At 69.1% G+C, this 26,165-nt stretch carries 25 protein-coding genes; 14 read left to right on the forward strand and 11 right to left on the reverse strand.

The features are described 5' to 3' along the window. Positions 1–34: 34 nt before the first annotated feature. Complete coding sequence (locus ACEXHE_RS10740; RefSeq protein ID WP_374785786.1) at positions 35–622, forward strand: hypothetical protein; 588 nt, start codon at positions 35–37, stop codon at positions 620–622. 889 nt (positions 623–1,511) lie between these two features. Here ACEXHE_RS10740 and ACEXHE_RS10745 read toward each other — a convergent pair. Both ACEXHE_RS10745 and ACEXHE_RS10750 read right to left on the reverse strand, forming a co-directional pair. Next, complete coding sequence (locus ACEXHE_RS10745) at positions 1,512–3,305, reverse strand: BCCT family transporter (protein ID WP_374785787.1); 1,794 nt, start codon at positions 3,303–3,305, stop codon at positions 1,512–1,514. Between the two features lie 134 nt (positions 3,306–3,439). Further along, positions 3,440–5,296 carry a glycoside hydrolase family 13 protein gene (locus ACEXHE_RS10750; RefSeq protein WP_374785788.1) on the reverse strand — a complete coding sequence of 619 codons (1,857 nt, stop codon included), beginning with the start codon at positions 5,294–5,296 and terminating at the stop codon, positions 3,440–3,442. Positions 5,297–5,575: 279 nt separating this feature from the next. Here ACEXHE_RS10750 and ACEXHE_RS10755 point away from each other — a divergent pair, with 279 nt between their 5' ends. Then, positions 5,576–6,097 carry a hypothetical protein gene (locus ACEXHE_RS10755; RefSeq protein WP_374785789.1) on the forward strand — a complete coding sequence of 174 codons (522 nt, stop codon included), beginning with the start codon at positions 5,576–5,578 and terminating at the stop codon, positions 6,095–6,097. A gap of 27 nt (positions 6,098–6,124) precedes the next feature. Here the strand turns inward: ACEXHE_RS10755 and ACEXHE_RS10760 are convergent, their stop codons facing one another. Both ACEXHE_RS10760 and ACEXHE_RS10765 read right to left on the reverse strand, forming a co-directional pair. Then, positions 6,125–6,991 (reverse strand): hypothetical protein, encoded by an 867-nt coding sequence (locus tag ACEXHE_RS10760; RefSeq protein ID WP_374785790.1) that lies wholly within the window; start codon positions 6,989–6,991, stop codon positions 6,125–6,127. Positions 6,992–6,995: 4 nt separating this feature from the next. After that, positions 6,996–7,832, reverse strand: coding sequence for an exodeoxyribonuclease III (locus ACEXHE_RS10765; protein ID WP_285179136.1), 837 nt, complete (start codon positions 7,830–7,832; stop codon positions 6,996–6,998). 411 nt (positions 7,833–8,243) lie between these two features. Between ACEXHE_RS10765 and ACEXHE_RS10770 the strand changes: the two genes are divergently transcribed. The 4 genes from ACEXHE_RS10770 to ACEXHE_RS10785 all read left to right on the forward strand — a co-directional run bounded on the left by ACEXHE_RS10770 (position 8,244) and on the right by ACEXHE_RS10785 (position 13,998). Next, positions 8,244–9,740, forward strand: a complete 1,497-nt coding sequence (locus ACEXHE_RS10770; RefSeq protein ID WP_374785791.1) for a CoA-acylating methylmalonate-semialdehyde dehydrogenase — start codon at positions 8,244–8,246, stop codon at positions 9,738–9,740. Continuing rightward, complete coding sequence (gene mmsB, locus ACEXHE_RS10775; protein WP_374785792.1) at positions 9,737–10,717, forward strand: 3-hydroxyisobutyrate dehydrogenase; 981 nt, start codon at positions 9,737–9,739, stop codon at positions 10,715–10,717. Before ACEXHE_RS10770 ends, mmsB begins: the two co-directional genes overlap by 4 nt. Positions 10,718–11,071: 354 nt before the next feature. Further along, the gene (locus ACEXHE_RS10780; protein ID WP_356969277.1) at positions 11,072–12,736 is read left to right on the forward strand and encodes an ABC-F family ATP-binding cassette domain-containing protein; all 1,665 of its coding nucleotides are present in this window, start codon (positions 11,072–11,074) and stop codon (positions 12,734–12,736) included. Next, positions 12,733–13,998: an MFS transporter gene (locus ACEXHE_RS10785; protein ID WP_374785793.1), complete on the forward strand. Its 1,266-nt coding sequence runs from the start codon at positions 12,733–12,735 to the stop codon at positions 13,996–13,998. The genes ACEXHE_RS10780 and ACEXHE_RS10785 overlap by 4 nt, the downstream gene beginning before the upstream one ends. Here ACEXHE_RS10785 and ACEXHE_RS10790 read toward each other — a convergent pair. Continuing rightward, positions 13,949–14,452, reverse strand: a complete 504-nt coding sequence (locus ACEXHE_RS10790) for a MarR family winged helix-turn-helix transcriptional regulator (protein ID WP_260060645.1) — start codon at positions 14,450–14,452, stop codon at positions 13,949–13,951. The genes ACEXHE_RS10785 and ACEXHE_RS10790 overlap by 50 nt on opposite strands. A gap of 282 nt (positions 14,453–14,734) precedes the next feature. Between ACEXHE_RS10790 and ACEXHE_RS10795 the strand changes: the two genes are divergently transcribed. Continuing rightward, positions 14,735–15,934 (forward strand): acyl-CoA dehydrogenase family protein, encoded by a 1,200-nt coding sequence (locus tag ACEXHE_RS10795; protein ID WP_374785814.1) that lies wholly within the window; start codon positions 14,735–14,737, stop codon positions 15,932–15,934. Between the two features lie 153 nt (positions 15,935–16,087). Here ACEXHE_RS10795 and ACEXHE_RS10800 read toward each other — a convergent pair whose 3' ends face one another. The 4 genes from ACEXHE_RS10800 to ACEXHE_RS10815 all read right to left on the reverse strand — a co-directional run bounded on the left by ACEXHE_RS10800 (position 16,088) and on the right by ACEXHE_RS10815 (position 18,630). Then, a complete protein-coding gene (locus ACEXHE_RS10800) occupies positions 16,088–16,504 on the reverse strand; it encodes a hypothetical protein (RefSeq protein ID WP_374785794.1) in 417 nt (138 codons plus the stop codon). 38 nt (positions 16,505–16,542) lie between these two features. After that, the gene (locus tag ACEXHE_RS10805; RefSeq protein WP_374785795.1) at positions 16,543–17,166 is read right to left on the reverse strand and encodes a helix-turn-helix domain-containing protein; all 624 of its coding nucleotides are present in this window, start codon (positions 17,164–17,166) and stop codon (positions 16,543–16,545) included. An 87-nt stretch (positions 17,167–17,253) separates the two neighbouring features. Then, a complete protein-coding gene (gene nadE / locus ACEXHE_RS10810) occupies positions 17,254–18,096 on the reverse strand; it encodes an ammonia-dependent NAD(+) synthetase (protein ID WP_356969126.1) in 843 nt (280 codons plus the stop codon). A 45-nt stretch (positions 18,097–18,141) separates the two neighbouring features. Continuing rightward, positions 18,142–18,630, reverse strand: a complete 489-nt coding sequence (locus ACEXHE_RS10815; protein WP_374785796.1) for a MarR family transcriptional regulator — start codon at positions 18,628–18,630, stop codon at positions 18,142–18,144. Positions 18,631–18,702: 72 nt separating this feature from the next. On the opposite strand from ACEXHE_RS10815, the gene pyrE reads away from it, so the two are divergent. From pyrE to ACEXHE_RS10830, 3 genes are all read left to right on the forward strand, one after another. Continuing rightward, positions 18,703–19,380, forward strand: coding sequence for an orotate phosphoribosyltransferase (gene pyrE / locus ACEXHE_RS10820; protein ID WP_374785797.1), 678 nt, complete (start codon positions 18,703–18,705; stop codon positions 19,378–19,380). A 132-nt stretch (positions 19,381–19,512) separates the two neighbouring features. Beyond that, on the forward strand, positions 19,513–20,433 hold the full coding sequence (locus ACEXHE_RS10825; protein WP_374785798.1) for a nucleotidyltransferase family protein: 921 nt from the start codon (positions 19,513–19,515) through the stop codon (positions 20,431–20,433). Further along, positions 20,430–20,711 carry a PqqD family peptide modification chaperone gene (locus ACEXHE_RS10830; RefSeq protein ID WP_285179128.1) on the forward strand — a complete coding sequence of 94 codons (282 nt, stop codon included), beginning with the start codon at positions 20,430–20,432 and terminating at the stop codon, positions 20,709–20,711. Before ACEXHE_RS10825 ends, ACEXHE_RS10830 begins: the two co-directional genes overlap by 4 nt. Positions 20,712–20,721: 10 nt before the next feature. On the opposite strand, the gene ACEXHE_RS10835 is transcribed toward ACEXHE_RS10830, so the two are convergent. Further along, on the reverse strand, positions 20,722–21,771 hold the full coding sequence (locus tag ACEXHE_RS10835) for a magnesium and cobalt transport protein CorA (RefSeq protein ID WP_374785799.1): 1,050 nt from the start codon (positions 21,769–21,771) through the stop codon (positions 20,722–20,724). Between the two features lie 57 nt (positions 21,772–21,828). Here ACEXHE_RS10835 and ACEXHE_RS10840 point away from each other — a divergent pair, with 57 nt between their 5' ends. Then, complete coding sequence (locus tag ACEXHE_RS10840; protein WP_374785800.1) at positions 21,829–22,152, forward strand: hypothetical protein; 324 nt, start codon at positions 21,829–21,831, stop codon at positions 22,150–22,152. Further along, positions 22,149–22,850, forward strand: a complete 702-nt coding sequence (locus tag ACEXHE_RS10845) for a TrmH family RNA methyltransferase (RefSeq protein ID WP_374785801.1) — start codon at positions 22,149–22,151, stop codon at positions 22,848–22,850. The genes ACEXHE_RS10840 and ACEXHE_RS10845 overlap by 4 nt, the downstream gene beginning before the upstream one ends. Before the next feature lie 50 nt (positions 22,851–22,900). Here the strand turns inward: ACEXHE_RS10845 and ACEXHE_RS10850 are convergent, their stop codons facing one another. Next, positions 22,901–24,340, reverse strand: a complete 1,440-nt coding sequence (locus ACEXHE_RS10850; protein WP_374785802.1) for a lipase family protein — start codon at positions 24,338–24,340, stop codon at positions 22,901–22,903. A gap of 357 nt (positions 24,341–24,697) precedes the next feature. On the opposite strand from ACEXHE_RS10850, the gene fbaA reads away from it, so the two are divergent. Next, entirely contained in the window at positions 24,698–25,720 is a 1,023-nt protein-coding gene (gene fbaA / locus ACEXHE_RS10855) for a class II fructose-bisphosphate aldolase (RefSeq protein ID WP_374785803.1), read from the forward strand. Then, positions 25,717–26,082 (forward strand): hypothetical protein, encoded by a 366-nt coding sequence (locus tag ACEXHE_RS10860; protein ID WP_091698596.1) that lies wholly within the window; start codon positions 25,717–25,719, stop codon positions 26,080–26,082. Before fbaA ends, ACEXHE_RS10860 begins: the two co-directional genes overlap by 4 nt. Positions 26,083–26,165: the final 83 nt, after the last annotated feature.

A 26,165-nucleotide genomic window follows, 5' to 3' on the forward strand; every position in this document is an offset into this window, starting at 1 on the left:
GACAGGGCCTCAGTCGGCCGATACTCTCGAAGATATGGAAGAGCGGGAGGCAGACCTCGACGGCCGTCCGATTGGGGACTGGGAGGGGCAACTTGAGTTCGTCATCTTGGCCGATGATCCACGATTCACACCGACTCATGTCATTTGCATCGACACTCCCCAGGGATCCTGGTCGGTGGATGGCCTGGAGAAGCTCGCTCGTGAGTTGGAGGCCGAGTATTCCTGGGAATCCGGTGTTCTTGAGGAATACAGGAAGAGGCAGGGAGGGATAGGGGCTGATGGCCTCACGATTATTTCCGTGGTTCTCGGCGTCATCGGGATGGTCCCAACCGTGGAAGCGCTGCTCGCCAAGCTGAAGCGGCAGGTTCCTCCCCGCCCCAGCAAGGAGGATGCCTTGCGGGCAGCCACGGCGGCGATCCTCCGACAGTACAACCAGGTCGCCCGAAAAGACCTAACGGTGATCGAAGAGACCCGGGAAATGACTCACTGGCGTTTCGTCTTCTCTTCATCCCGCGGTGATCAATTCGAGGTAAGCGTGTTCGGTGAGAGGTCCTACGGTACTTCCGTTCAGACGCTCAAATGGAAGGGGCGGGCCTCAATGAACGACACTTCATCGCAGTAACCGTCCACGGGCAGTGTCATGCTGCGAGGCCGCGCCGGAGATTGGTCGCCGCGGAGCCAGTCGGACCTCCCCCGACGGCGGCCGCCCGGTGAACCTCCGTTCGGCATCCTTCCGAGGCCACGGTGGCAAGCGATCCAGCGGTGTCCGTGCCCTTCCGTAGCGTCTCGCGTAGTGGACAACTCAGCTAAGGAGTGAACGAGCATGCCTGACCAGAGAACCGTGCCGGCCAACGAAGGACGCTGCCCCTCCAGCGGCGAGCCCATCGGCCGGATGATCGAGTATCCGGGGACGGACGAGTGGAACATCGAATGCCCGACCTGCGGCAGCTGGTGGGCCGGCGGGAGCACGACACTCGACGAACATGATTGGCCGAGCAAACGTACCCAGTAGCGTTCGCCATGCACTGCCCGCCGAGTCGAACGGCGCAACCGAGGCCTGGCCAACGGTCGTCATAGCGGCCAGGTGGCACGGCCTACCTACGCGCCGTCCGCTAATCCGAGTTGCTCACGCAACCGCCCTGCCTCCGCTTCCACCTTGGCAAGCCGAGCCTCAGCTCTCTTCCGTTCCGCGTCCGGGGCCGGCGGTGCCTTCGGCTTAGATGTCGGAACCAGCCAGCCGACCCGCTGGTAGCCGGTGATTCGCCGAGCGTACCGGCACGCGCGGCACTCCTGCTCGGGCTCAGGCCGCGGCCAGCGCAAATCGAGCATCTTCCGGACGTGGTCGCGCTCGGGCCCCTCCTCCGGCCACCCGGAGCGCCCCTCGGCGGACCACAACGCCTCCAGCTTCCGCCGCATCTGGGCAACGCGCTCTTCGGTGACCAACGTGGGAACGGACACCGCCCCAGACGCTGACGGCGATCAGCGGTCTGGGGCGGTGCCTGCCCGAGTCGTCAGGACCGTGTCGGTGGAACAGTCCCTCCGGCGGCACCCTGCTGGGCGCGTTCGGCGATCGCCCTGCGACGCTCGCGGCTGAGGCCGGACCACCAGAAGTCGGCGGAGACGGGGCCGGTCTCCTCGGCGTCGTCGTCGGTCTCCAGTCCGAACTTCTCGGAGATGTTGGACAGGAAGGCCTGGCGCTGCAGCCGCTCGTGGCGCTGCACGCTGTTGGTCAGCGTCTTCCAGGAGGCGATGCACATCATGATCATCAGCACGCTGAAGGGCAGCCCGATGATGATGGACAGCGTCTGGATGGCGGTGAGTCCGCCGGCCAGCAGCAGGGAGGCGGCCAGCAGGGCGGTCACCAGGGTGAACAGCACGCGGATCCAGCCCTTGGGCTCCGGGTTGCCGCCGGTGGCGATCATGGCCATCACCAGGGAGCCGGAGTCGGCCGAGGTGATGAAGAAGATCGCCGAGAGGATGATCGCTCCGACGACGACCACCACACCACCGGGGATCTGCTCCATGGCCTGGAACAGAGCCGAATTCGAGTCGACGGCCCCGTCCGGACCGACCACCGACTGGTAGCCGTTGGGGCGGTAGATCTCGTTGTAGATGGCGGTGCCGCCCAGGATGGCGAACCACACGGCGCACAGCAGGGTCGGCACCAGGATGGTGCCCATGATGAACTCGCGGATGGTGCGTCCCCGGGAGATGCGGGCGATGAACACACCCACGAACGGGGCCCAGGCCAGCCACCAGGCCCAGTAGAACGTGGACCAGCTGGACTGCCACGCCACACCGGCCTCACCGGTGAAGGCTGAGGTGCTCAGCGACCAGCCCAGGTAGTTCTGCATGTATGCGCCCAGGCCCTGGACGAAGCCCTTGGTCAGGAACTGGGTGGGCCCCACGATCAGCACGAACAGCAGCAGGCCGGCGGCCAGGATCAGGTTGGTGGTGGAGAGCCACTTCATGCCGCGGCCCACTCCGGAGAGGACCGACCACAGCACGCCGAGGGTGATGGCGGCGATCGCGGCGAACTGGAACCACTGGTTGTCCTCGTCGATCACCCCGAGGGAGATCAGGCCCGCGTTGATCTGGGTGACGCCCAGGCCCAGGGAGGTGGCCACGCCGAACACGGTGGTGGTCAGGGCCACGATGTCCACGAGGTCACCCCAGCGTCCACGGGTGGCCTTCACGCCGATCAGCGGCTCCACGGCCCAGCGCACGGACAGCGGGCGTCCACGGCGGTGGATGGCCAGACCGATGCTCAGACCGACCACGGCGTACAGCGCCCAGGGCTGCAGACCCCAGTGCAGGAAGGTGGTGGCCAGCCCGTACTCGGCCAGCTCGCCTTCAGTGGGGTTGGACGGGGCCAGCTCCGGGCGCGGGTTGGCGAAGTGAGAGACCGGCTCGGTGACACCGAAGAAGACCAGGCCGATGCCCATGCCCGCGGCGAAGAGCAGTGCGAACCAGGACAGCAGGGAGAACTCCGGCTCCTGGTCCGCCCGGCCCAGCCGGACGCTGCCCTTCTTGGACACCACCAGGGCGAAGCAGAAGAGCACGAAGAAGAAGGCGATCAGCACGTAGTAGGCACTGAAATTGGCGATCAGGACCATCTGCACGGCCCCGATGCCGGCCTCCATGGACTCCGGGAACATCATGGTGATGACCACGAACACCAGCACGATCACGGCGGTGGGCCACAGCACCCAGGGGGCGAAGGTCTTGGACCCGATCAGCCGAGTGGGGACCGGATCGGCGTCGGCTGTGACGGGCGCGGCGTGCTCGGGGCCGTCAGAGGGCACGTCTATCTGAGGTGAAGGTGGGGTTGAGGAGGACATGGTCCCCTACTGTACGGACTTCCGGTTCCAGACGTGAGGACTCCGTGAGGGCGCTCACGCAGTCCTCACACAGGCAGCGCCAGAGACGGTCCCGCCTGTCAGTCGCGCAGGAACCAGGCGGCGGAGTCCGGCATCAGCTGGCCCTCCACCACAGCCTCGTCGTGGCTGAAGACCGCTGCGGCGTACTCCTGGGGCATGTCCACGGCGGTCTCGCCCAGGTTGGCCAGCACCAGCACCGTCTTCTCCGGAATCGGCTCACCCGAGCCCAGGTGCGCACCCCCGCCGGTGGTCACGGTGAAGGCCAGCACGCCGCGCTCCGGTGCGTGGAGCTGGGACCAGGCGAAGCGCCCCGTGCCCAGGTCCAGCTCGCCGCGGATGCCGATCAGCTGGCGGTACAGCTCGAAGGTCGAGCCCTCCACGCCCACCTGCTGGTCCGCCGCGTAGCGGGCGAAGGACTCCGGCTGCGGCAGCCAGGGGGCACTGGGGGTGCCCTGGGGCTGGGAGGAGGTGGCGCCGTCGGGATGGCCCACGGCGAAGCCGTAGCCCGGAGCGTCCGCGCGCCAGGGCATGGGCACCCGGCAGCCGTCCCGCCCCTTCTCCTCACCGTTGGTGCGGAAGAAGCTGGGGTCCTGGCGCAGGGAGTCCTCCAGGGTGGTGTGCTCGGGCAGGCCGAGCTCATCGCCCTGGTAGACGTAGGCCGAGCCGGGCAGGGCCAGCTCGATCAGGGCGGCGGACCGGCCGCGCTTCCAGCCCAGCGGCTCGTCCGGCTGCTCCTCCTCCGCCCCGATGCCCGAGGGGTAGCGCGTGGGATCGGTCAGGCCGAAGCGGGAGGTGTGGCGGACGGTGTCATGGTTGGAGAGCACCCAGGTGTTGGGCGCACCGACCTTGGCGGCCTCGTCCAGGGAGACCTCGATGGCGTCCGAGAGTCGCTGCGCGTCCCAGCCGGCCAGCAGGAAGGTGAAGTTGAACGCCTGATGCATCTCGTCGTGACGGACGTAGCGGAACAGCCGCTCCAGCGGCGAGACCCAGGCCTCGGCCACCAGGACCGGCTCGTGATCGTACTCGTCCAGCACGCGGTGCCAGGAACGGTAGACCTCGTGGACGCCCTCCTGATCGTGGTACGGCACCGGGTGGGCGTGCTCCTCCGGGTTCTCCGCGGCGTGCGGGTCCACGGCGAGGCCGTCATCCTCGCCGAGCACGGCGGCATCCGTGACCATGCCCGGGCGGGTCTCATGGTCCGGCAGCCCCTCGGCCTTGATCAGCCCGTGGGCCACATCCACCCGGAAGCCGTCCACGCCACGGTCCAGCCAGAAGCGCAGGATGTCCTCGAACTCGTCCCGGACCTCGGGGTTCTCCCAGTTCAGGTCCGGCTGGGTGGAGTCGAACAGGTGCAGGTACCAGTCCCCGGGGGTGCCGTCCGGGTCGGTCGTCCGGGTCCAGGCGTCCCCGCCGAAGGTGGACTGCCAGTTGTTCGGCGGCTCGGACCCGTCCTCGCCCTTGCCGGGGCGGAACATGTAGCGCTCGCGTTCGGGGGAGCCGGGCTCGGCGGCCAGGGCTGCCTGGAACCACGGGTGCTCCGAGGAGGTGTGGTTGGGGACCAGGTCCACGATGATCCGCAGCCCGGCCTGGTGCGCGGCGGCGATCAGGTCATCGGCGTCCTGCAGGGTGCCGAACAGCGGGTCCACGTCCCGGTAGTCGGCCACGTCATAGCCGCCGTCCTTCTGCGGGGAGACGTAGAACGGGGAGAGCCACACCGCGTCCACACCGAGCTGCTGCAGGTAGGGCAGCTGGGCGGTCACGCCGGCCAGATCGCCCATGCCGTTGCCGTCCGCATCCGCGAAGGACCGGGGGTAGACCTGGTAGATCACCGCGTCCACCCACCAGGGGTTGGTCGGACGGTTCCGTGCCTCTGAGGGAGGGGTGGACATGCTGCCGGTGCTCTTTTCCAAGGTCATGGAAACCAGCCTAGTGTCCGGGTCCGGGGGCATGGCCAGCCTGGGGGCGTGCGGTCGGTCTCACCGGCGGTGACAGACTGGCCGGTACGGTGAAACAGGTCTGATGCGGTTCGCTGTAGCACCGCACCGCCTGATGTGGAAGGGATCCATGCTCTACTTCTTGGCCTCACCTGTCTCCGTGCTGATGACGGTGATCGTGCTCATCCTCGCTAGATCCCTCTCTACGTGGCTTGGCGCTGTCTGAACGGGGACACTCGGACCTGGACGATGCTGCCGCGCATGCCCTTCCAGATGTCCCCGTACAACACCTGGCCCTTCATGCTGATGATGGCGGGGCTCGCCCTGCTGACCGCGCTGCCCTCCATTCCGTTCGAGTTCGCGGGGATGGAGGAGGCCCGCCTGATGACCTGGAACGTGTTCTTCGTCCCGTTGGCCGGCATGGTCATGTCCTTCTTCTGGTGGCCTGTCGCGCTGTCACCGCGCTGGTACCGCGCCTGGAGGGAAAGGGGCGGCCAGCGCGCGGGGGCAAACCCGTGGACCCCAGACGAGGTGGAGCAGGTGAAGTCGGCGCCGGAGTCCAAGCGACGGGACCGGGCCTTGACGGACATCCAGCGGCTGGTCGGGGAAGAGGCTGTCGAAGGCATGGCCCCCAAGGACTTCTTCGAGCGCAAGGCCGACGCCATCAAGGCTGAACTGGACGCCGAGGGTCTCCCGCATACCCGTGAGGGCCAGTACGAGCTGGCGCGCCTCAGAAAGGAGCGCAAGGACCAGGAGAAGGCCCGGCGCAGGTCCGGCGACTGACGTGGAACCGGACGCCGGTCCGTCAGTTCAGCTGGCCCGGCCGAGCTGCCGGACGTCCAGCCAGCGCTTGACCATGCGGTGGTTGGCCAGCACGGCGGTGGACATGTCCCCCTCCTCCAGGGAGTCGATGGCGGTCTGCACATCGAACACGGAGTCGTCCGGCCAGACCAGGGCGGCCAGCGGCCCGTAGTCCAGCTCCAGGTGTGCGTCCGGGTGGAAGGACTGCAGCCAGGCCACCAGCGAGGTGACATCGTCCAGCAGGTCCAGGTCCGGGGCGTGCAGGGACATCACGACGGCGGCCCTCCGGCCACGCTCCAGGGCGGCGGTGAGCGAGGTGGTCATCCGGGCGCCGACCACCTCTGCCTCGACACGCTCCACCTCCACAGGGTCCTCGCGGCCGAACAGGGTGAACCACCCCGCCGGGACGCCCCACACAGCAGTCCGGGTGCGCACCTGCAGCTGCTCGTCCTGGTCCACCTGGTCGAACATGCCCGTGCGCTCAGCCCGGGCGGCCAGCCGCTCCAGGTTCGCCTGCCGCGCCGCCTCCGGCACCACCAGGGCGAAGGTCTCCGCGCGCATGGACCCCTCCAGCTGCACGGCGGCCAGCTCCGAGCGCAGGGCCATCTCCTCCGGGCAGTAGAACTCGGAGACCCCGGCGCCGGGACGGCCGTCCGCATCCACCGCCGGCACCTTCAGCACGCGCACCAGGTCGTCCTGGTGAGGGAACGGATCGGTGACATCGCGCACCAGACGGTGACGGGACCGTCGTCGGGCCATCTCCTCCACCTGGGCCCTGCTCAGGTGACGGTGGCGCTGGAAGCCGGCCTGGACGTCGTCGGGAAAGGCGGCGAGCGGCTCATAGACCCGCAGCTCCGCCTGGGCCAGGGTCAGCATGGGGTCAGGATCCGAGCTCGACGACGACCGGTGCGTGGTCCGAGGCGCCCTTGCCCTTGCGCTCCTCGCGGTCGATGTACGCGTCCGTGACGGATGCGGCCAGGGCGGGGGAGGCCATGACGAAGTCGATCCGCATGCCCTCCTTCTTGGGGAAGCGCAGCTGCTTGTAGTCCCAGTACGTGTAGACGCCCGGGCCGGGGTGGCGAGGGCGGACCACATCCACCAGGCCGGCGTCCTCGAACGCGCTGAACGCCGCGCGCTCGGGGGCGGAGACGTGGGTCAGACCGTTCTCCAGGAAGAAGTCCATGTCCCACACGTCCTCGTCCCGGGGGGCGATGTTCCAGTCGCCGGTCAGGGCCAGGCGGGTCTGAGGGTCCGCGGCGAGCTGGGCCTGGGCGTCCTGGCGCAGCACGTCCAGCCACTCGAGCTTGTAGGGCATGTGCTCGTCATCCAGGGCGCGGCCGTTGGGGACGTAGAGAGACCAGATGCGCAGGGGGGCGGCAGTGTCTCCGTCCCGGGGCTCGGTGCCGACCGTGGCGGCGATGGCGCGGGCCTCCTCCTGGGGATCGATCCCGCCCTTGCCGAAGTGCGGCTGCCCGGGGAACGCCCGCTGGACGTCCTCGAGTCCCACCCGGGAGGCGATCGCCACGCCGTTCCACTGGGAGTAGCCGAAGTGGGCCACCTCGTACCCCATGCGTTCGAAGAGCTCCCAGGGGAAGTTCTCGTCCTTGCACTTGGTCTCCTGGATGGCCAGCACGTCCGTCTGGGTGCGGTCGAGCCAGGCCTCCACGCGGTCGGCGCGGGCACGGAGGGAGTTCACGTTCCAGGTGGCGATCTTCACCGCTCCAACGTACCAAGAGTGGCGGGGTGGGGGGTGGGCGGTGGTGGCGCGGTGGGGGTGGGTGCGGCGGTGGGGCCGGGCCGGGGTGGGGCCGGGTTCCGGGGACAACAGTTCCTCGTGGGGGCGGCTCGGAATGGGAACTCGTGACCCCGGAAGGGGGGCGGGGAAACGTGTGGCTGGAAATACGGGGGCGGACAGTCTGCTGACCTGTGATTCTCAGCCGCACGTTGCCGGGGAGGGGGGTAGGCCCGTCCCGCGCCCGGCCCGCACCCCGCACGCACCCTCCCGCACCCCGCCGGTGGCGATTAGTAGGAAGTCCGAGTATCTTCGACTGTGACCCCGATCACTCCCGCGCGGCGGCCCACAAGACCTCCCCGCGAACCCCGCATCACGCAGGAAGCCAGGACTCGCATGCGCACCCTCAGCCACTTCATCGACGGACAGCACGTGGAGGGGACCAGCGGCCGCACGGCAGACGTCTACAACCCCAGCACCGGGCAGGTCCAGGCACAGCTGCCGTTGGCCAGCCGTGAGGAGGTGGAGCGGGCGATCACCGTGGCCGCCGAAGCCCAGAAGCAGTGGGCCGCCACTAACCCGCAGCGCCGGACCCGGGTCCTGCTGAAGTTCGTGGACCTGGTGAACGAGCACATGGACGAGCTGGCTGAGCTGCTCTCCCGTGAGCACGGCAAGACCTTCCCGGATGCCAAGGGGGACATCCAGCGCGGGATCGAGGTGGTGGAGTTCTGCGCCGCCGCCCCGCATCTGCTCAAGGGCGAGTTCTCGGACTCGGTGGGCACCGGGATCGACGTGCACTCGCTGCGCCAGCCGCTGGGCGTGGTCGCCGGCATCACCCCGTTCAACTTCCCGGCCATGATCCCGCTGTGGAAGTCGGGCCCGGCGCTGGCCTGCGGCAACGCGTTCATCCTCAAGCCCTCCGAGCGCGACCCCTCCGTGCCGCTGCGCTTGGCCGAGCTCTACCAGGAAGCCGGTGTCCCGGACGGCGTCTTCCAGGTGGTCAACGGGGACAAGGAGGCCGTGGACGCACTGTTGGATGACCCCCGTATCAAGGCCGTGGGCTTCGTGGGCTCCACGCCGATCGCCCAGTCCATCTACGAGCACGCCGCCCGCACCGGCAAGCGCGCGCAGTGCTTCGGCGGGGCCAAGAACCACATGGTGATCCTGCCGGACGCCGACCTGGACATGGCCGCAGACGCCCTGATCGGCGCGGGCTACGGCTCGGCGGGCGAGCGCTGCATGGCCATCTCGGTGGCGGTCCCGGTCGGTGAGGAGACCGCCGACGCCCTGGTAGCCAAGCTGCGCGAGCGGATCGCCACGCTCACGGTCGGCGAGTCCATGGACCCGAACGCGGACTTCGGTCCGGTGGTGGCCGCCTCCGCGAAGGAGCGCACCGAGGGGTACATCGAGGCCGGTGTGCAGGAGGGCGCGGAGCTGCTGGAGGACGGCCGCGGTATCACCGTGGACGGTCACCCGGACGGCTTCTGGGTGGGCCCCACCCTGTTCGACCGCGTCACGCGCGAGATGAGCATCTACCGGGAGGAGATCTTCGGTCCGGTGCTCTGCGTGGTGCGCGTACAGGACTACGAGGAGGCGCTGACCCTGGTCAACGAGCACGAGTTCGGCAACGGCACCGCCATCTTCACCCGCGACGGCGACGCCGCCCGCGACTTCTCCTCCCGCGTGGAGGCCGGCATGGTGGGGATCAACGTCCCCATCCCGGTGCCGATCGCGTACTACACCTTCGGCGGCTGGAAGGCTTCCGGCTTCGGCGACCTCAACCAGCACGGCGCCGACGCGTTCCGGTTCTACACCAAGACCAAGACCGTCACCTCGCGCTGGCCCTCGGGCATTCGTGAGGGCGCCGAGTTCATCATGCCGGAGGGGTCATGAGCACCGAGACCACCGTCCGTGAGCAGCACATCGCGTTCCTGGGCCTGGGCAATATGGGCGGTCCCATGGCGGCCAACCTGGTCCGGGCCGGGTACCGCGTGACCGGGTTCGACCCCATGCCCCCTGCCCAGGAGGCCGCCCGCGCCACCGGTGTGGCCGTCGTCGGGACCATGGTGGAGGCGGTGCAGGAGGCGGATGTGGTGCTGACCATGCTGCCGAGCGGGAGGCATCTGCTGGAGGCCTACCTGGGACAGACACGTCCCGACGACGGCGCCGCGGCTTCCGCGCCCGAGGGCACCGAGGGTGCCCCGCAGGGTCTGCTGGCCGTCGCCCGTCCGGGGACGGTGTTCCTGGACTGCTCCACGATCGACGTGGCGGAGTCGCGCCGTGCGGCGGAGCTGGCGATCGCGGCCGGGCACCGTTCCGTGGACGCACCGGTGTCCGGGGGCGTGGTGGGCGCCGAGGCGGGGACGCTGACGTTCATGGTCGGCGGGGACGACGCGGACGTGGCCGCCGTGGCGGACCTGTTGGACGTGATGGGCGGGCGGACCGTGCACTGCGGCGGACACGGCAACGGGCAGGCCGCCAAGGTGTGCAACAACATGCTGCTGGGCATCTCCATGCTCGGCACCGTGGAGGCGTTCGTGCTCGGCGAGCAGCTGGGGTTGGACCATCAGGCGCTGTTCGATGTGCTCTCCACCTCGTCCGGACAGTGCTGGTCCGTCACCACCAACTGCCCGGTTCCGGGTCCGGTGCCGGGCAGCCCGGCCAACCGGGACTACCGGCCCGGGTTCGCCAGCCAGCTGATGCTCAAGGACCTGACCCTGGCCGAGCAGGCGCTCACGGACACCGGCGTGCAGGCCCAGCTCGGCCCGGCCGCTGCGGCGATCTACCGCCACTGGGTGGAGGACGGCGGGGCCGGCAAGGACTTCTCCGGGATCATCGAGCAGCTGCGCGAACGCTCCGCGGTGGCCTGAGGGTCCGTCGGCCGCCGCGTCCGCCCCCGTCCCCGTCCCCTCTCTCCGTCCCGTCCCGTCCCGTCGAGCCAGAAGCAGTGGTGGGCATCAGCGCTGCTGCCCACCACAGCTTCTGGCTCGATGCTCTGCGGGGGCACGAGTAGACTGGTCCGCATGTTCCGCAGTGCCACCATGAAGCCCTGGACTCGCCGCTGACGGCGGCAGAGTCCTTTCACGCCTGTCCAGACCCCTGCTGAGGTCTGACGGCGGCTTCCTCTCCACTCTGTTCGCCGTCCCGGTCCGTGCCGGGCGGTCACTGTGTGATGCCCGGCTCCCTGACGAGTCGAAGAGAACAGAGTGCAGAACACCTATCGCATCAAGAACACCCAGCCCTCCGCCGCGTCCGGCACCGCCCTGCCCGCCGGGAACGCCGCGCACATCCGCGCGGAGGACATCCACCTCACGCTGGGGGACCGTCCGGTCCTGACCGGGGTAGACGTCACCGTCTCCGCCCAGTCCCGTCTGGCGATCGTGGGAGAGAACGGGCGGGGCAAGTCCACCCTGCTCCACGTCCTGGCCGGGCTGCTCGCGCCCGACCGCGGAACGGTCTCCCGGGTGGGGACCCTCGCCGTGGTGGAGCAGGAGCTCGAGTCCAGGGACGATCAGACCGTGGGATCACTGATCGCGCAGTCCCTCCAGGACAGTCTGGAGGCGCTCGCGGAGCTGGACCGCGCCACCGCCGCCCTGGCCGAGGGGCAGGACGGCGCGGACGAGGCCTACGCGGAGGCCCTGGAGCGGGCCGCCGGCCTGGACGCCTGGGACGCCGAGCGCCGCGTGGACATCGCCCTGGCAGGACTGGACGCCTGCGCCGACCGGAACCGAGCCCTGTCCACCCTGTCCGTGGGCCAGCGCTACCGGGTCCGCCTGGCCTGCGTCCTGGGGGCCGAGCCGGACCTGATGCTGCTGGACGAACCCACCAACCACCTGGACGCGCAGAGCCTGACGTTCCTCACCGAGCGTCTCCGCTCGCTGCGCGGGGGCCTGGCCGTGGTCACCCACGACCGTGCCCTGCTGCGGGACGTGGCCACGAGCTTCCTGGACCTGGACCCGTCCGAGGACGGCCGGCCCCGCCTGTACGCCGGCGGCTATGAGGCCTGGGTGCAGGGGCGGCAGCGTGACCGCGCGCGGTGGGAGCAGGACTACGCCGACCAGCAGGCCGAACGGGCTCAGCTCGCCGCGGCCGCCGAGGAGGCTCGCGGCAGACTGCAGTCCGGCTGGCGCCCGGAGAAGGGGCACGGCAAGCATCAGCGGGCCACGCGGGCCGGGGGCGTGGTGCAGGCGTTCAAGCGCCGGCAGGAGGCGCTGGAGGCCCACGTCATCACCGTCCCCGAGCCGCCCCTGAGCCTGGCCTGGCCCGCCGCGTCCACCCGGGCCGGGCGGCCGGTGCTCACCTGCGACGGCGTGACCGTGCAGGGCCGGCTCCACACCGCCGTCAGCCTGGACGTGGAGGGTGGGGACCGGCTGGTGGTCACCGGCGCGAACGGCGCGGGCAAGTCCACCCTGCTGGGGGTGCTGGCCGGCCAGATCGCCCCGACCTCAGGCCGCGTGGACGTCCATCCGACGGCACGCGTGGTGCTGCTCTCCCAGGAGACCCCGGCATGGGACCCGGAGCGCACCGCGTACGAGGTCTATGACCGGCACGTGAGCGCTATGCACGCGCGGCGGGCTGAGCGGCGAGACCCGGTGCCCCTGAGCGGAACCGGCCTGTTGGACTCCCGCACACAGCGCACGCCAGTGGGGCGGATGTCCCAGGGGCAGCGCCGCCGTCTCCACCTGGCCCTGTGCCTGGCCGAACGGCCCGATCTGCTCCTGCTGGATGAGCCGACCAACCACCTCTCGGTGTCCCTGGTGGACGAGATGACGCAGGCGCTGCGGTCCACCGGCTCGGCGGTAGTGGTGGCCACCCATGACCGGCAGATGCTGCGGGACCTGGCCGTCTGGCCGGCCCTGCGCCTGAGCAGTGGGGAGGAGGCGGAATGAACACTCTTCGTGTTCTGAGTCCTCTGTCCGTGCAGCACTACCGCCGCTTGTTCGCTGCCATGGTCCTGGCGGTCTTCGGTCAGGGAGCCTGGGCGCTGTACCTGGCGATGCAGACCCTCGAGTTGGGTGCCACCCCTGCGGATCTCTCCACGGTGGTGGTCTGGAGCGGCGTGGGGCTGCTGCTGTGGTCCCTGCCTGCAGGCGTGGTCGCCGACCGCCTGCCGCAGCGGACAATCCTGATCGGGGTGATGACCCTGAACGCCGTGGCTGCGGCCGTCACCACCTGGCTGGCGTGGAGTGAGGCCGTGACGTTCTGGCAGCTGGGTCTGTCGGCTTTCCTCATCGGCGCATCCACGGCGTTCTTCTTTCCTGCGTACACGGCTCTGGTCCCCACCCTGGTGGAGGCGGACGAGCTGATGGCCGTCAACGGGTTGGAGGGGGCCGCCCGGCCGGTGATCGGGCAGGCCGCTGCGCCGGCCGTCATCGGCGCCGTGATCGGCGCCAGCGTCCCTCCCGTGGGAGGACTGGTCATCACGCTGGCTTTCCTGATGGCCGTGCTCTGTGCGGTGGGGCTTCCCGTGCAGGTTCGTCTCGAGAAGGGGGGCCGGGAGGATTCCCGGCCCCACCCACTGCGGGATCTGGTGGGCGGCTTCGCCTATGTGGCACGCACGCCGTGGGTGGCCGTCAGCGTGGTGTTCGCGGCGATGATGGGGCTGCTGGTCGTGGGTCCTCTGGAGGTGCTGCTGCCGGCGCTGCTGCGGGAGGGCCATGAGAACGGGGCCGCCGTCTACGGAATGATCCTGGCCGCGGTGGGCATCGGCGGGCTCGTGGGTTCCTTGATCATGGGATCTCTGCGCACACCCCAGCATGTGCTTCCCTGGATGATCGGCCTTTGGGCAGTGGGCTGTGTGCCCTTCGCACTGGTCGCTGTGACGCTGCATCCCTGGGCCCTCGGTACGGGCCTGCTGGTGTACGGTGCGCTGATCGGGGCGGGCATGGTCATCTGGGGGACGGCCCTCCAGGAGCGCGTGCCACTGGACTACCTGGGCCGGGTGGCGAGTCTGGACTTCTTCGTCAGCATCGCCTTCATGCCGCTGTCGATCTCGGTGACCGGGCTGCTGGCCGAACGACTTGGAACGGGCACCCTGTTCGTGGCGGCCGGTGCCGGTCCGGCTGCGGTGGGTCTTGTGCTGCTGATGGCCTGGGCCCTCATCAGGCGAAGTCGCCGGCGGCCCGGCGGAAACGGGAGAGGATGCGCGTGAGGTCGCGGACGTCGTCGGGCGTGAAGCCGGACTGGGCGAAGACCTGCGCGTTCAGGTCCTTCGCGGCCGCGCGCATCACGCGCTGACCGTCCGGGGTCAGGCTGATCAGGGTGGTGCGCCCGTCCGTGGGGTGCGGAGCGCGGGTGACGAGTCCGGCCTGCTCGAGCCGATCCACGGCGTTGGTGATCGAGGTGGGGTGGACCTGCAGCAGGGCGCTGGCCCGGTTCATCGGCAGAGCGCCGGTGCGGGAGAACTCCAGCAGAGCCAGCACCTCGAACCGCGCGAAGGTCAGGGCGTGTGGCTTCAGAACAGCCTCGATCCGCTGGGTCAGGATCTTCTCCGTGCGGACCAGGGCGGTGATCGCGGCCATCGGTTCGGCCTCCTCGGTCCAGCCGGCGCGGACCCAGTTGGCGTGGGCGTCCACGATGGGGTCGCGGGGCAGCGGTGTGGGCATGGGGAGGGTCCTCTCGCTGCGGCGGCCGGCTCGGGTTGCCTGTGACCTGCGTCACCGGCAGAATAGTTGGAAGTCCAAGTGTTTGCCACTTCGTGTCAGCACCAGTCCCTGCACACCCGCAGGCCGGAACCGCGCAGCTGCCGCCACCATCCCCGGCGCCAGCCGACCCAGGAGATCACCATGACCCTCACCGCCGCATCCGCCCAGGCCCACCAGCCCACCCCCGGGGGCACCTCCGGTGAGGCGAAAGTGGCACGTGAGGGGGCGTCATCGGGACCTGCGATGCGGGGGATGGCCCCGGGTGCCGCCGCGAAGCCGGACACCTCAGCGTTGCCGGAACTGGACGTGCTGGGCCTGGCGGACCGACTGCCGGCCGAGGAGCGTGAGTGGCTGCTGCAGATCCGCGAGCACCTGCAGAGCGTGGTCCGGCCGGCCGTGATCGAGTACTGGAACCAGGAGGAGTTCGCCGTCGACCTGCTGCCCGGACTGGCCGAGCTGGGCCTGGGGCGGCTGCAGGTGGATGGGACCTCGCGGCTGTTCAAGGGGCTGGTGTACGCGGAGGTGACGCGGGCGGACGTGTCCCTCTCGGCGCTGGTGGGGATCCACAACGAGCTGATCGTGGGGATGATCCACGAGCTGGGATCGGACGCGCAGAGGCAGGAATGGCTGCCGCGGCTGGAGCGGTTCGAGGCGATCGGGGCGTTCGCGCTGACCGAGCCCGAGCATGGCTCGGACATTGCCGGGGGGCTGGAGACCACGGCCGAGCGGGATGGCGAGGAGTGGGTCATCACCGGGGCCAAACGGTGGATCGGGGCCGGGACCATTGCCGATGTGGCGCTGGTGTGGGCGCGGGACACGGCCGATGGTGAGGTCAAGGGCTTCCTGGTGGAGACCGACCGGCCCGGCTACCGCGCCACCAAGATCCGGAACAAGACCGGGCTGCGGATCATGCAGAACGCGGACATCGAGTTGGACGCGGTGCGGATCCCGTCGGAGAACCTGCTGCCCGGGGCCACGGACTTCTCCCAGGCCAACGAGCTGCTCAAGGACTCCCGTGCGTGGGTGGGCTGGCAGGGGGCGGGCATCCAGCTGGCCGCGTTCGAGATCGCCCGTGACTATGCCCTGACGCGCCAGCAGTTCGGCCGTCCGCTGGCCAAGTTCCAGCTGATCCAGGACGGGTTGGCCGAGATGCTCGGCAATGCCTCGGCTTCGCTCGCGATGATGGGGGAGATCGCACGGCTGCAGGAGCGCGGGGAGCTGGAGATGACCCAGGCGGCCATGGTGAAGGCCACCACCACCCGCCTGGCCCGCTCCACGGTGGCGATTGCGCGCAACGCCCTGGGCGGGAACGGGATCTGCTCAGAGTTCGAGGCGGCCAAGGTCTTCAACGACGCCGAGGTGCTGTACACCTACGAGGGCACCTATCAGATCAACCAGCTGATCGTGGGGCGCGCAGTCACCGGAATGGGCGCCTTCGTCTGAGCGGGGCGAGGGGGGCTGATCGCCCCTCTCATTCCTCCCGACGGCGACTGGCTGGGCGGACCGGATCATCGCTCGGTTCGCCGATGTAGAGACGCAAAGCCTCCGCGGCGACGATCAGGTAGTTGTCGCGTTCACCTGAGAGCGGTATGGAATCTAGCCGTAGAGATCGAACGCAATGTCGACGATTCTCTCCGGATCGGTGATTCCGAGTCGACTGGCGAGAAGACTGAGGTCGAGGATGTCTTTGCCGCGTTCGGCGGCCAACTTCATGGCCAGCAGAGTCTCATCGGTCGCCACGAGGACCGTCGCGGGCCCACTCGGAACAGCGGTCCATTGAGCCCCGTCGGGGATGAATGCTCGGGCGGAGTCATTCAGCCAGTTCTCGGGCAGATTGTGCTCGGCGGCCATCTGACGAGCGACAGCCTCCACCTCTTCCGTGTGTGAATAGGAAGCGTCGATGTCCTGTGTCATCCGACGGGATCCGTAGAAGATCATTGCTGCACCGCCGACAAGCCGGATGTCACCTTCCACGCCTTGATCTTGCAACCGCCGTGTCAGCTCGGTGATCAAGGAGCGGACCTCCTCGGGGCTGAGGTCACGTCCTGCGCTCATGCGCTCATGAGCGATCTGCTGCGTATGCCGATATTCGCGCTGCGCAAAGCCTCTGGAGTCTCCCGATCCGTCAAGGCGATCCAGTCTTTGCTCATCGGAAGGAAGGTATCGCCGGGGTACCACTTGCTGCGCAGCGGCTCTGGGGCAGGCCACGGGCGAGAGGACCCGACTGTCGCACCGACAGCCCAACGGACCCCGGCGCGGAGCAACGTGTCGAAGCGTTCGCTGGAGGTGGATGGGGGTGTTCGCAACGTGGGGAGGGGACGCCCTGCAAGATGGGCACGCAGCCTCGTGAACACGTCGGACAGGAGGCGGAGGGCAAATTCCTCGTCGCCAGACTCAAGCTCGTGCCGGATATCGGCGGCCGCGCGATCTATGTCTGCCTGGGCCTGGGCAACAGCCTGAGGAGAAACCGGTGTGAGCTCGATTCCCGCGGCCGTCAGCACAGTCAGGAAGCTGTCCAGATCAGCTCCCGGGTGGCCGGCCTCAATTTGTCTGACCAATCGCGGTGAGACTCCTGAGGCCTCGGCCAGCTGCGTCTCGGTCAGGCCTGCTGCAAGGCGCTGCCGGCGCACGCAAGTGCCCACATCGAGCGGTCGCTCCAGTGACATGATGATCATGGGAACCTCCGCAGCGGTCTAGACCGAACATGTCCATCATAGGATGGGCCTATCGAGAGTGCTCGGGATTCCTGGCCCCTGTGGGGATCACTCCGCGGTGCCGGTGGGGTCCTTCCACCAGGTGTCGAGGATGCTGGCGGGTGTGGTCCGCTTGTGCCGGGACCGCAGGTACATCTGCTCCAGACGCTGTGCGGCGTCGGCGGGGACCACACGGCCCTCGAGGTAGTCGTCGATCATCTCGTAGCTCAGCCCCAGCTCGGCCTCATCGGTCTGGCCGGGCTTGCCGTCCAGCAGGTCGGCGGTGGGGACCTTGGCCCAGAGCCGCTCCTCGGCACCCAGGTGCTGCAGCAGGGCCCGGTTCTGGCGCTTGTTCAGCCCGAACAGCGGGAGCACGTCGGCCCCGCCGTCGCCGTACTTGGTGAAGAACCCGGTGACGGACTCGGCGCCGTGATCGGTCCCGACCACCAGCAGCCCCTGCCCACCGGCGAGGGCGTACTGGGCGACCATGCGCACGCGCGCCTTGACGTTGCCCTTGTTGTAGTCGCTGATCGGCTCACCGACGGCAGCGGCGTACTCGGCCTCGAACCCGTCCACGGCTGGAGCGATGTCGTAGGTGACCTCTTCGTCCCCGTCGATGAAGTCCAGGGCGGCCTGGGCGTCGTCCTCGTCCAGCTGCACGTTGTACGGCAGGCGGACCGGGACGAACACGGCGTCCTTCCCCTCGGCGCGCAGCTCCTCCACGGCCAGCTGGCACAGCCGCCCGGCCAGAGTGGAGTCCAGTCCGCCGGAGATCCCGAGCACGAACCCGCGCGCTCCGGTGGAGGTCAGGTACTCCTTGAGGAAGCGGATCCGGTCGCCCACTTCGGTGGCCGGGTCGATCTCGGGCTTGACGCCCATCTCCTGGATGATTCGCCGCTGCAGTTCACGCATGCGTCCAGACTAGGTCAGCACCCGGGCCGCTCACATCCGCGCACCTCAGCCCGTGGACTCCTCGCTCCAGCCCAGGTTGCGGGCCATCTTCTGCAGGGCGGTGACCACAGCGTCGAACTCGCCCTCGTCCAGTCCGGCGGAGACCTGCGCACGCAGCTCCTTCACCACCTCGGCCACACGTTCGCCGCTGGCCCGGCCGGTGGAGGTCAGCGTGTACAGCTCGCCTTCGTAGACCAGCCAGCCTGATTCCACGAGCTCCTCGAGGTGCTCCTCCACGGTCTGCGGTCCGTCCGGGTCGTGTGCCTCGGCGGCAGCGGCGGGCGGGGCGGCGCGGTGCAGTTCGGCCATGGTGTGCGGGCGCTGGGTGAGCGCGTTCATGAGCATCCACTGGGTCCGCGTCAGCCCGTGCTCCTCCAGCGACTCCCCGATCTGTGTGGTGATCAGTCCGTCCACCAGGCGCAGCCAGTAGGTGAGCAGGTGATCCTGCTCGGCGGCATCCGGCGTGTCAGCAGTGTGGTCCATCGGCTCGCTCATGCTCTCACCCTAGGTGCGCCCTCCGTGCGAATCCAGAGGTCAGGTGGATGTGGGGAATCTAGGATGGGGTGCATGACCTCCTCACCTGATGCCTCCTCCGCCTCCCAGGCCTCCTTCCCGACGACGGCCGGCACCTCCCAGCCCGCCGGCACCACCTCCGGTGGCTCCCTGCGGGACGGGCGCAGCGAGCAGGACTCGGCAACGGACCGTGCCCGACTGCTGGAGCTGATCAAGGAGCTCGCGGTCGTGCGGGGCAAGGTCACCCTGTCCTCCGGCAAGGAGGCCGACTACTACATCGACCTGCGCCGGATCACCCTGCACCATGAGGCCGCGCCCCTGGTGGGGCGGGTGATGCTGGACCTGTTGGATCAGGCCGGTGTGGAGTTCGTCGGAGCCGGTGGTCTGACCATGGGTGCGGACCCCGTGGGTACGGCGATGATGCATGCCGCGGGTGCTCAGGGCCGGGCACTCGACGCTTTCGTGGTGCGCAAGGCCCAGAAGTCCTACGGCATGGGTCGTCAGGTGGAGGGGCCGTCGGTGGAGGGCCGGAAGGTCGTGGTCCTGGAGGACACCTCCACCACGGGCGGTTCAGCGCTGACGGCTGTGGAGGGCGTGCGTGCCGCCGGGGGGAACATCCAGGCCGTGGCGGTCATCGTGGACCGGGACACCGGTGCCGCAGAGCGCATCGAGCAGGAAGCCGGCGTCCCGTACCTCTACGCCTTCGGCAAGGACGAACTCGGCCTCGACTGACCTCCGGGCAGTGCATGAACGCTGACGGTTCCCACCCGCTGGGGACGGTGCCTGACGTCAGGGGCCTCTGCGGCGAGAACCGCCCGCTCAGCAGGGCGCGCATCTGGATGCTGATTTGCGAGAGTATGGGTCATGGACATCCCCAGTGATCAGCGTGAGCGGCCGGAGTCGGGCATCCCGCTCGAGGCGCGCATCCGGCTCGGGCACGCCATGGTCCAGGGGATCGCCGACCAGGCCGGCGTGGATCTGGTCCACATCAAGGGCTATGCCGTCGATCAAGGGTTGTACCGCGAAGGGCGTGCCAGCACCGACGTGGACATCTGGGTCCGTCCCAGTCAGGTCGACCGGCTGATCCAGGCGCTCGCCGAGCACGACTGGAAGCCGCTGACCAGCTTCCGGTCCGGCTCGATCTTCGAGCACGCGGCCGTCTCCCACCACCCGACCTGGAGCTACGTGGACATCCACCGAGTGGTCCCCGGGGTCGGGCTCCCGCCGGAGGAGGCGTTCGAGAAGGTCTGGGCAGAGCACAAGACGGTGCAGATCGCCGAGTACCCCTGTGCCGTCCCCTCCGCCGACCACCAGATGGCGGTGATCATCCTGCATGAGGCCCGCAGCGGGGCCACGCGCCAGCCGGACGTGGACCACATCCGTGCCCAGCTCTCCGAAGAGCAGCGCCTGCACCTGCGCGGCATCGCCTCCAGCTGGAAGGCCGACGTGGCCTGGGCGGCCGCCACGGACCGGCTCGAGCTCTTCACGGACCACCCCGAATACCCCCTGTGGAAGGCCGTGCGGACCAACGCGAGCGGCATCGCCCTGCTCAAGGCCCGTCTGCAGACCGAACAGAGCTGGCTCAAGCGCGCCGAGCTGATCGCCTATGCGGCCACCCCCAACCTGGACCACCTGCGCCTGAGCCTGCACCGCGAACCGACCGCCCAGGACGTCCTGCAGGACCTGTCCTCGCGCTGGACGAAGGGGCTGGGCGGGCTGCGCCGGCAGCTCGTCACCGACCTGACGTCCCGTCTCACCCACCGCAGGGGAGGACCCCGCTCATGACCGCCCTGCGCAGAACCCACCCGGTGGCCCAGGTGCTGGTGGATGACCCCGTCTGCACCGTGGTCGCCCACGTCCCCGCTGGACGAGCGGTGGTCCTCCAGGGCGCCAGTGAGGTGATCTGGCATCGCCTCCCCGCAGCCGAGGAGCCCGCCCTGGAAGCCAGCCAGCTGGCTGCCGAGCTGGCGCAGGAGACCGGGGTGGATGTCGTCGTGCTGGAGCAGCAGGTGCTGGACATGGCCGCTGACCTGGCCGAACAGGGTCTGGTGGAACTGCTCTGACCGGAGCGGCTCAGAGCCAGTCGTTGCGGCGGAACAGGATGAACAGCGTCAGGGCCACGCCGAGCATCAGCGCCAGGGCCATGGGGTAGCCGAACACCCAGTGCAGCTCGGGCATGTGCGTGAAGTTCATGCCGTAGATGGAGCCGACCAGCTGCGGGGCGAAGATGATCGCCGCCCATGAGGAGATCCGCTTGACCTGCTCGTTCTGAGCCACGGAGACCTCCGCCAGCCGCTTGGAGGCCAGCGTGGAGTCCAGCTCCAAGGCGTTCTCCAGCATGGCGCGCATGGCGGCCACCCGGTCGTTGAGCTGCAGGGCGTGGTCGCGCACATCCCGCAGGCGGCGGACCAGCTCCACCTGATCGGTGTCCTCGTCCGAGGGCTCCGGCGCATCCGTGGTGCGGTCCCCGCCGTGCGGGTCCCAGCCGGCCCGGACCATCATGTCCTCCACCATCGCCGGCAGGGAGCGGATAGCCCGCTGAAAGTTGAGCACCTCGCGGGAGAGTTCGTAGATGCGCCGGGTGACTTCCCCGTCCCCGGAGAAGATCTGGTCCTCGATCTCGGAGACGTCATTGTCCAGCCCGTCCGCCACCGGGTAGTAGTCATCCACCACCCGGTCCAGGATGGCGTGCACCACCCCGGCCGGACCCATGGCCAGCTGCTCGGGATCGTCCTGCTCCAGCTTCCGCCGCACCTGGGCCAGATCCGGCTCCTGGGCATGCCGGACGGTGATCACGTGGTGCGGGCCCATGAACACGGCCAGCTCGCCGAACTCCACGGTCTCGGTGGAGTCGATGTACCGGGCCGGGATCAGCACCAGGAACCGGTCCTGACCGTAGTGCTCGTGCTTGGCCCGCTGGGATCCGGCCAGCGCGTCCTCCACCGCCAGCTCATGCAGCCCCAGCTCCTCGGCCACCTCGCGGAACTCGGCCTCGTCCGGGCGGTAGAGCCCGATCCACGCCATCCCGCCCGTCTCCTGCGCGGCCTCGAAGGTCTCCTCCAGGGTGGTGGGGGCCAGGATGCGCTTGCCGTCGCGGTAGATGGCGTTGTCGATGATGGTCACGTCTCCATTGTCCCGCGAGTTCTGGGCCGCCGCGCTTCAGGCGGTACCGTTCTGCGCATGAGCCTCTCCGCACTCAAGCCCGCCCAGGACGTCTGCACCGCCCCGATCGCCGCGCTCGGCCTGATCGGCGGCTACGTCGCCGCACGGGAGACCGGGATCCGCCCCCTGGGCGGCGCCGTCCTCGCGGCGGCAGGTGCCTACGCCGGCCGGACCTGGCTGGCCAAGACCGGGCCCGTCCCGACGACGGCCCTCGCCTTGGTCTACCTCGGCGGCTTCGGCGCCGCGCATCCCTTGGCGAAGAGGATCGGCGCCTGGCCCGCAGTGCTGACGGTGGCCGCGGCATCGGCGGCGGCCTCCTGGGCCGTGGCCGACCGGCGATGACCGGACCCACTGGGTCCACCGGACCCACGGATCCCACCCCCGAGCGCGACGCGCGCTCGCTGGAAGGCGAGGCGACTGCGGACCGGCCGGTCGGCGTCGGGCCCTGGGAGGGAGAGTGGCCCCAGGGTGAGCACTGGGACCTGGACCTGCTGCGGGACGGGGACCGGCGGAATGTGGGCGATGAGTTCCGGTACTGGCGCCTGGAGGCGATCGTGGCCGAGCTGGACACCCGGCGGCATCCGTTCCACGTGGCGATCGAGAACTGGCAGCACGATCTGAACATCGGGACCGTGGTGCGCACGGCCAATGCGTTCAACGCCGCGGGGGTGCACATCATCGGGCGGCGGCGCTGGAACCGGCGCGGGGCCATGGTGACCGACCGCTACCTGCACGTGCACCACCACGCCACGGTGGAGGAGTTCACCGCGTGGGCGCAGGCCGAGGGGGTGGCGGTGATCGGGGTGGACATCTTCCCGGACTCGGTCCCGCTGGAGACCTACGCGCTGCCGGAGCGGTGCGTGCTGGTGTTCGGTCAGGAGGGGCCCGGGCTGAGCGAGGAGGTCCACGCCGCCACGCAGGCCACGCTGTCCATTGCGCAGTTCGGCTCCACCCGGTCCATCAACGCCGGTGTGGCCGCGGGGATCGCCATGCATGCCTGGGTCCGCCAGCACGTGTTCGGCCAGCGGACCCAGGGGTGACGCGCTTCTGAGCTGAAGCTGCAGGCGCTCAGGCGTTCAGCGGCGCAGCCTCAGAGCCGCCAGCAGGCGTTGAGCGTGTCCACGTTGTTGAAGGTGGCCCACAGGTAGGACTGCATGCGCGGCAGACCGGCCACGTAGCCGCCCAAGTGGGTGGGGGTCATGATGGTGTCGAACCGGACCTTGGTTCCCTGCTTGCACCACTGCTGGGCCAGGGTGCGGGAGACGGTGTAGGGGATGACGTCGTCGGTCAGCGAGCTGGCCACCATCACCGGGAAGTCGGGGGCGTTGCCCGCGGCGCCCAGGGACTGCTCCTGCACGATCGCCTTCATCTGCGGGTCCGAGGTCATGGTCTGCGCGAAGGTCTCCCCGGTGTGGGTGAGCCCGGCGGACTTGATGAACGAGTGCTTGAGCACACCGTCGATCGTGCAGTTCTCCTGCGCCTCGGCGTGCTTGACCATGCCGGCCTCGTTCAGCACGGTGGCAGGATCCAGGCTGTACGCCTCCATCAGCCCGGCGATCCCGTAGAGCAGGAACTCGGAGTAGAGCGTGCCGTCGATGTTCTGGCCCACCGCGGTCAGGTCGGCCGGAGCCGCTCCCACGTAGGCGCCCTGGACGTCCAGCTCCGGTGCGTAGGACCCGGCCAGCTCGGCGGCGGCCGCGGAGGCGCCACCACCCTGGGAGTACCCGGCCAGGGCGATCCGGCTGTCCGGCGTCACCTGGGTGCCGGGGACCTGGGCGGCGGCGCGCACGGAGTCCAGCACGGCGTGGCCCTGGTCTTCTCGCACCAGGTAGGTGTGGATGCCCTCGGTGCCCAGTCCGGCGTAGTCGGTCATGACCACGGCGTACCCGGCGTTGAGCAGGTCGGAGACGCCGATCCCCTCGTACTGCATGCCCACGGAGAGCGTGCGGGACGGAGCACAGTGGTCGCCGATCCCCTGGGTGCCCGGGGCGTACGCGATCACCGGGCGGGTGCCCTTGCCGGTCCACGCCTTGGTGGGGGTCAGCACCGTGCCGCTGACCACGGTGGGCTCACCGGCGCGGTTGGTGGAGGAGTAGAGCACCTTGGTGGCCGTGGCCGGGTACTTGATCAGCTTGATGGGGTCCAGGTAGAACTCGGTCTTCGCCGAGCGGATCAGCGTGCCCGGCGTGGTGGGGATGGTGGCCGGGGAGTCGTAGAAGCCGGTGTCCGTGGTCTCGGCGATCTCCGCCTGCGCGGCGCCGCGCTCCAGGGCCTGGTCGTCTCCCACCGCATCCTCCACGGTGGACTCGGAGGTGCCGGACGCGGTCACAGTCATCGTGCCGGCGGGGCTGACCGGCGCAGCGTGGGCGGGGGCTCCCATCAGTGCCGCGGTCAGGCCCAGTGCCACGGCCGGGATGATCCCGACGGCGGCGCGCATCCGGCGGCGGACAGGTCCGGCCTCGCTGGGCGCGGGTGAGGCGGAGGGGGAATCGGCGGCAGGCGTGCTGCCGGCGGGTGGGGTGGTGGTCATGTCGACTCCTGTCCACGAACGGATCCGTGCGGTGCGGGGCAGTGGGGGGCGGTGCTGCGTCGTGGTGCGCAGCCGAGCGGGGTGAGGCTGCCCGGGTGAGGCGAGACGGCGGTCGGAGTTACTGGTGAGTTGTACCGACGAGTAGATGCTAAGTGATCTGGATCACACCTGGCTAGAGGTTCACCGACTGTTCATCGCCGGGTCGTGGGGGAGGCTCCTCAGCGGCCCGGATGTGTCCTGCGCCGCCCTCCTCGGACCCGTGCGGCCTCATCTGCCATGGATAGGATGGACGGCGAGCAGCAGTCCGCCTCAACGCCGAGCGCCCCTGTGTTCGGCACGCCACGCAAGGAGCACATCATGCCCATCGCCACCCCGGACCAGTACGTCGAGATGATCGACTCCGCCAAGAACGGCGGCTACGCCTTCCCCGCGGTCAACGTCACCAGCTCCCAGACCCTGAACGCCGCCATCCGCGGGTTCGCCGAGGCCGGATCGGACGGCATCATCCAGGCCTCCACCGGTGGCGCCGCCTACTGGTCGGGTTCGAACATCAAGGACATGGTCACCGGTTCGCTGGCCATGGTCGCCTTCGCCCGTGAGGTCGCCAAGAAGTATGACGTGCGCATCGCCCTGCACACGGACCACTGCCCCAAGGACAAGCTGGACGAGTTCGTGAACCCGCTGCTGGACGCCTCCGCCGAGGAGGTCAAGGCCGGGCGGGACCCGCTGTTCAACTCCCACATGTGGGACGGCTCCGCCGAGACCCTGGAGGAGAACCTGCGGATCGCCAAGGACCTGCTGGCCCGCACCCACGCCAACCACCAGATCCTCGAGGTCGAGATCGGCACCGTGGGCGGCGAGGAGGACGGCGTGGCCCACGAGATCAACGAGAAGCTGTACACCACCATCGAGGACGGCGTCGCCACCATCGAGGCTCTGGGCATGGGGGAGAACGGCCGGTACATCACCGCGCTGACCTTCGGCAACGTGCACGGCGTCTACAAGCCCGGCAATGTGAAGCTGCGCCCGGAGATCCTCAAGGAGATCCAGGAGTCGGTGGGAGAGAAGTTCGGCAAGAAGTCCCCGTTCGACCTGGTCTTCCACGGCGGCTCGGGCTCCACGGACATCGAGATCGCTGATGCCGTCTCCTACGGCGTGATCAAGATGAACATCGACACCGACACCCAGTACGCCTTCACCCGCCCCGTGGTCTCGCACATGTTCCAGAACTATGACGGCGTGCTCAAGGTGGACGGCGAGGTCGGCAACAAGAAGCTGTACGACCCCCGCACCTGGGGCGCCAAGGCCGAGGAGTCCATGGCCGTGCGTGTGGTCGAGGCCTGCGAGCGACTGGGCTCGGCCGGCAAGTCCATCAAGTGATCGGAGGGTCCACTCTGAACTCCCTGAACCTGAACCCCCTGAACGTGCTCGACTCCGTGACGGTCGTCGGCATGGACCTGGAGGACATGCTGTTCCAGGACACCTCCTGGATCGGCGAGGTCGCCATCGTCTCGGTCCTCGCCTTCGCCATCATCGTGGTCCTGGGCATGCTGCTCTCCCGCAACGCGCTCTCCGGACGCAAGCGCCTGCGCGAGGTCGAGGCAGAGCGCGACCAGGCCCTGCGCCAGGTCGAATCCCTCCAGACCCGGGTCGACTCCCTCGAGCGGCGAGTGGACCGCCGCCAGGAGCTCGAGTCCGAGCTGGGCAGCTGGGATCGCCAGGCCCAGCAGCTCGGCCTGTAACAGCACAACCATCCCGACGACGGCCGGTCACCTTCCGAGAAGAAGGTGACCGGCCGTCGTCTTGTCAGCGAACCTGCCGCGTC

The sequence above is a fragment of the Micrococcus sp. IITD107 genome (assembly GCF_041927415.1).
GTDB lineage: Bacteria > Actinomycetota > Actinomycetes > Actinomycetales > Micrococcaceae > Citricoccus > Citricoccus terreus.

Excerpts from the sequence above, each read along its gene's own strand:
- ACEXHE_RS10850 (WP_374785802.1), bottom strand. The coding sequence starts at position 24,340 with ATGACCACCACCCCACCCGCCGGCAGCACGCCTGCCGCCGATTCCCCC.
- ACEXHE_RS10755 (WP_374785789.1), top strand. The coding sequence starts at position 5,576 with ATGCCCTTCCAGATGTCCCCGTACAACACCTGGCCCTTCATGCTGATG.
- ACEXHE_RS10845 (WP_374785801.1), top strand. The coding sequence starts at position 22,149 with ATGACCGGACCCACTGGGTCCACCGGACCCACGGATCCCACCCCCGAG.
- ACEXHE_RS10785 (WP_374785793.1), top strand. The coding sequence starts at position 12,733 with ATGAACACTCTTCGTGTTCTGAGTCCTCTGTCCGTGCAGCACTACCGC.
- fbaA (WP_374785803.1), top strand. The coding sequence starts at position 24,698 with ATGCCCATCGCCACCCCGGACCAGTACGTCGAGATGATCGACTCCGCC.
- ACEXHE_RS10770 (WP_374785791.1), top strand. The coding sequence starts at position 8,244 with ATGCGCACCCTCAGCCACTTCATCGACGGACAGCACGTGGAGGGGACC.
- mmsB (WP_374785792.1), top strand. The coding sequence starts at position 9,737 with ATGAGCACCGAGACCACCGTCCGTGAGCAGCACATCGCGTTCCTGGGC.
- ACEXHE_RS10830 (WP_285179128.1), top strand. The coding sequence starts at position 20,430 with ATGACCGCCCTGCGCAGAACCCACCCGGTGGCCCAGGTGCTGGTGGAT.
- ACEXHE_RS10790 (WP_260060645.1), bottom strand. The coding sequence starts at position 14,452 with ATGCCCACACCGCTGCCCCGCGACCCCATCGTGGACGCCCACGCCAAC.
- ACEXHE_RS10740 (WP_374785786.1), top strand. The coding sequence starts at position 35 with ATGGAAGAGCGGGAGGCAGACCTCGACGGCCGTCCGATTGGGGACTGG.
- pyrE (WP_374785797.1), top strand. The coding sequence starts at position 18,703 with ATGACCTCCTCACCTGATGCCTCCTCCGCCTCCCAGGCCTCCTTCCCG.
- ACEXHE_RS10825 (WP_374785798.1), top strand. The coding sequence starts at position 19,513 with ATGGACATCCCCAGTGATCAGCGTGAGCGGCCGGAGTCGGGCATCCCG.
- ACEXHE_RS10815 (WP_374785796.1), bottom strand. The coding sequence starts at position 18,630 with ATGAGCGAGCCGATGGACCACACTGCTGACACGCCGGATGCCGCCGAG.
- ACEXHE_RS10750 (WP_374785788.1), bottom strand. The coding sequence starts at position 5,296 with ATGACCTTGGAAAAGAGCACCGGCAGCATGTCCACCCCTCCCTCAGAG.
- nadE (WP_356969126.1), bottom strand. The coding sequence starts at position 18,096 with ATGCGTGAACTGCAGCGGCGAATCATCCAGGAGATGGGCGTCAAGCCC.
- ACEXHE_RS10760 (WP_374785790.1), bottom strand. The coding sequence starts at position 6,991 with ATGCTGACCCTGGCCCAGGCGGAGCTGCGGGTCTATGAGCCGCTCGCC.
- ACEXHE_RS10795 (WP_374785814.1), top strand. The coding sequence starts at position 14,735 with ATGCGGGGGATGGCCCCGGGTGCCGCCGCGAAGCCGGACACCTCAGCG.
- ACEXHE_RS10840 (WP_374785800.1), top strand. The coding sequence starts at position 21,829 with ATGAGCCTCTCCGCACTCAAGCCCGCCCAGGACGTCTGCACCGCCCCG.
- ACEXHE_RS10805 (WP_374785795.1), bottom strand. The coding sequence starts at position 17,166 with ATGATCATCATGTCACTGGAGCGACCGCTCGATGTGGGCACTTGCGTG.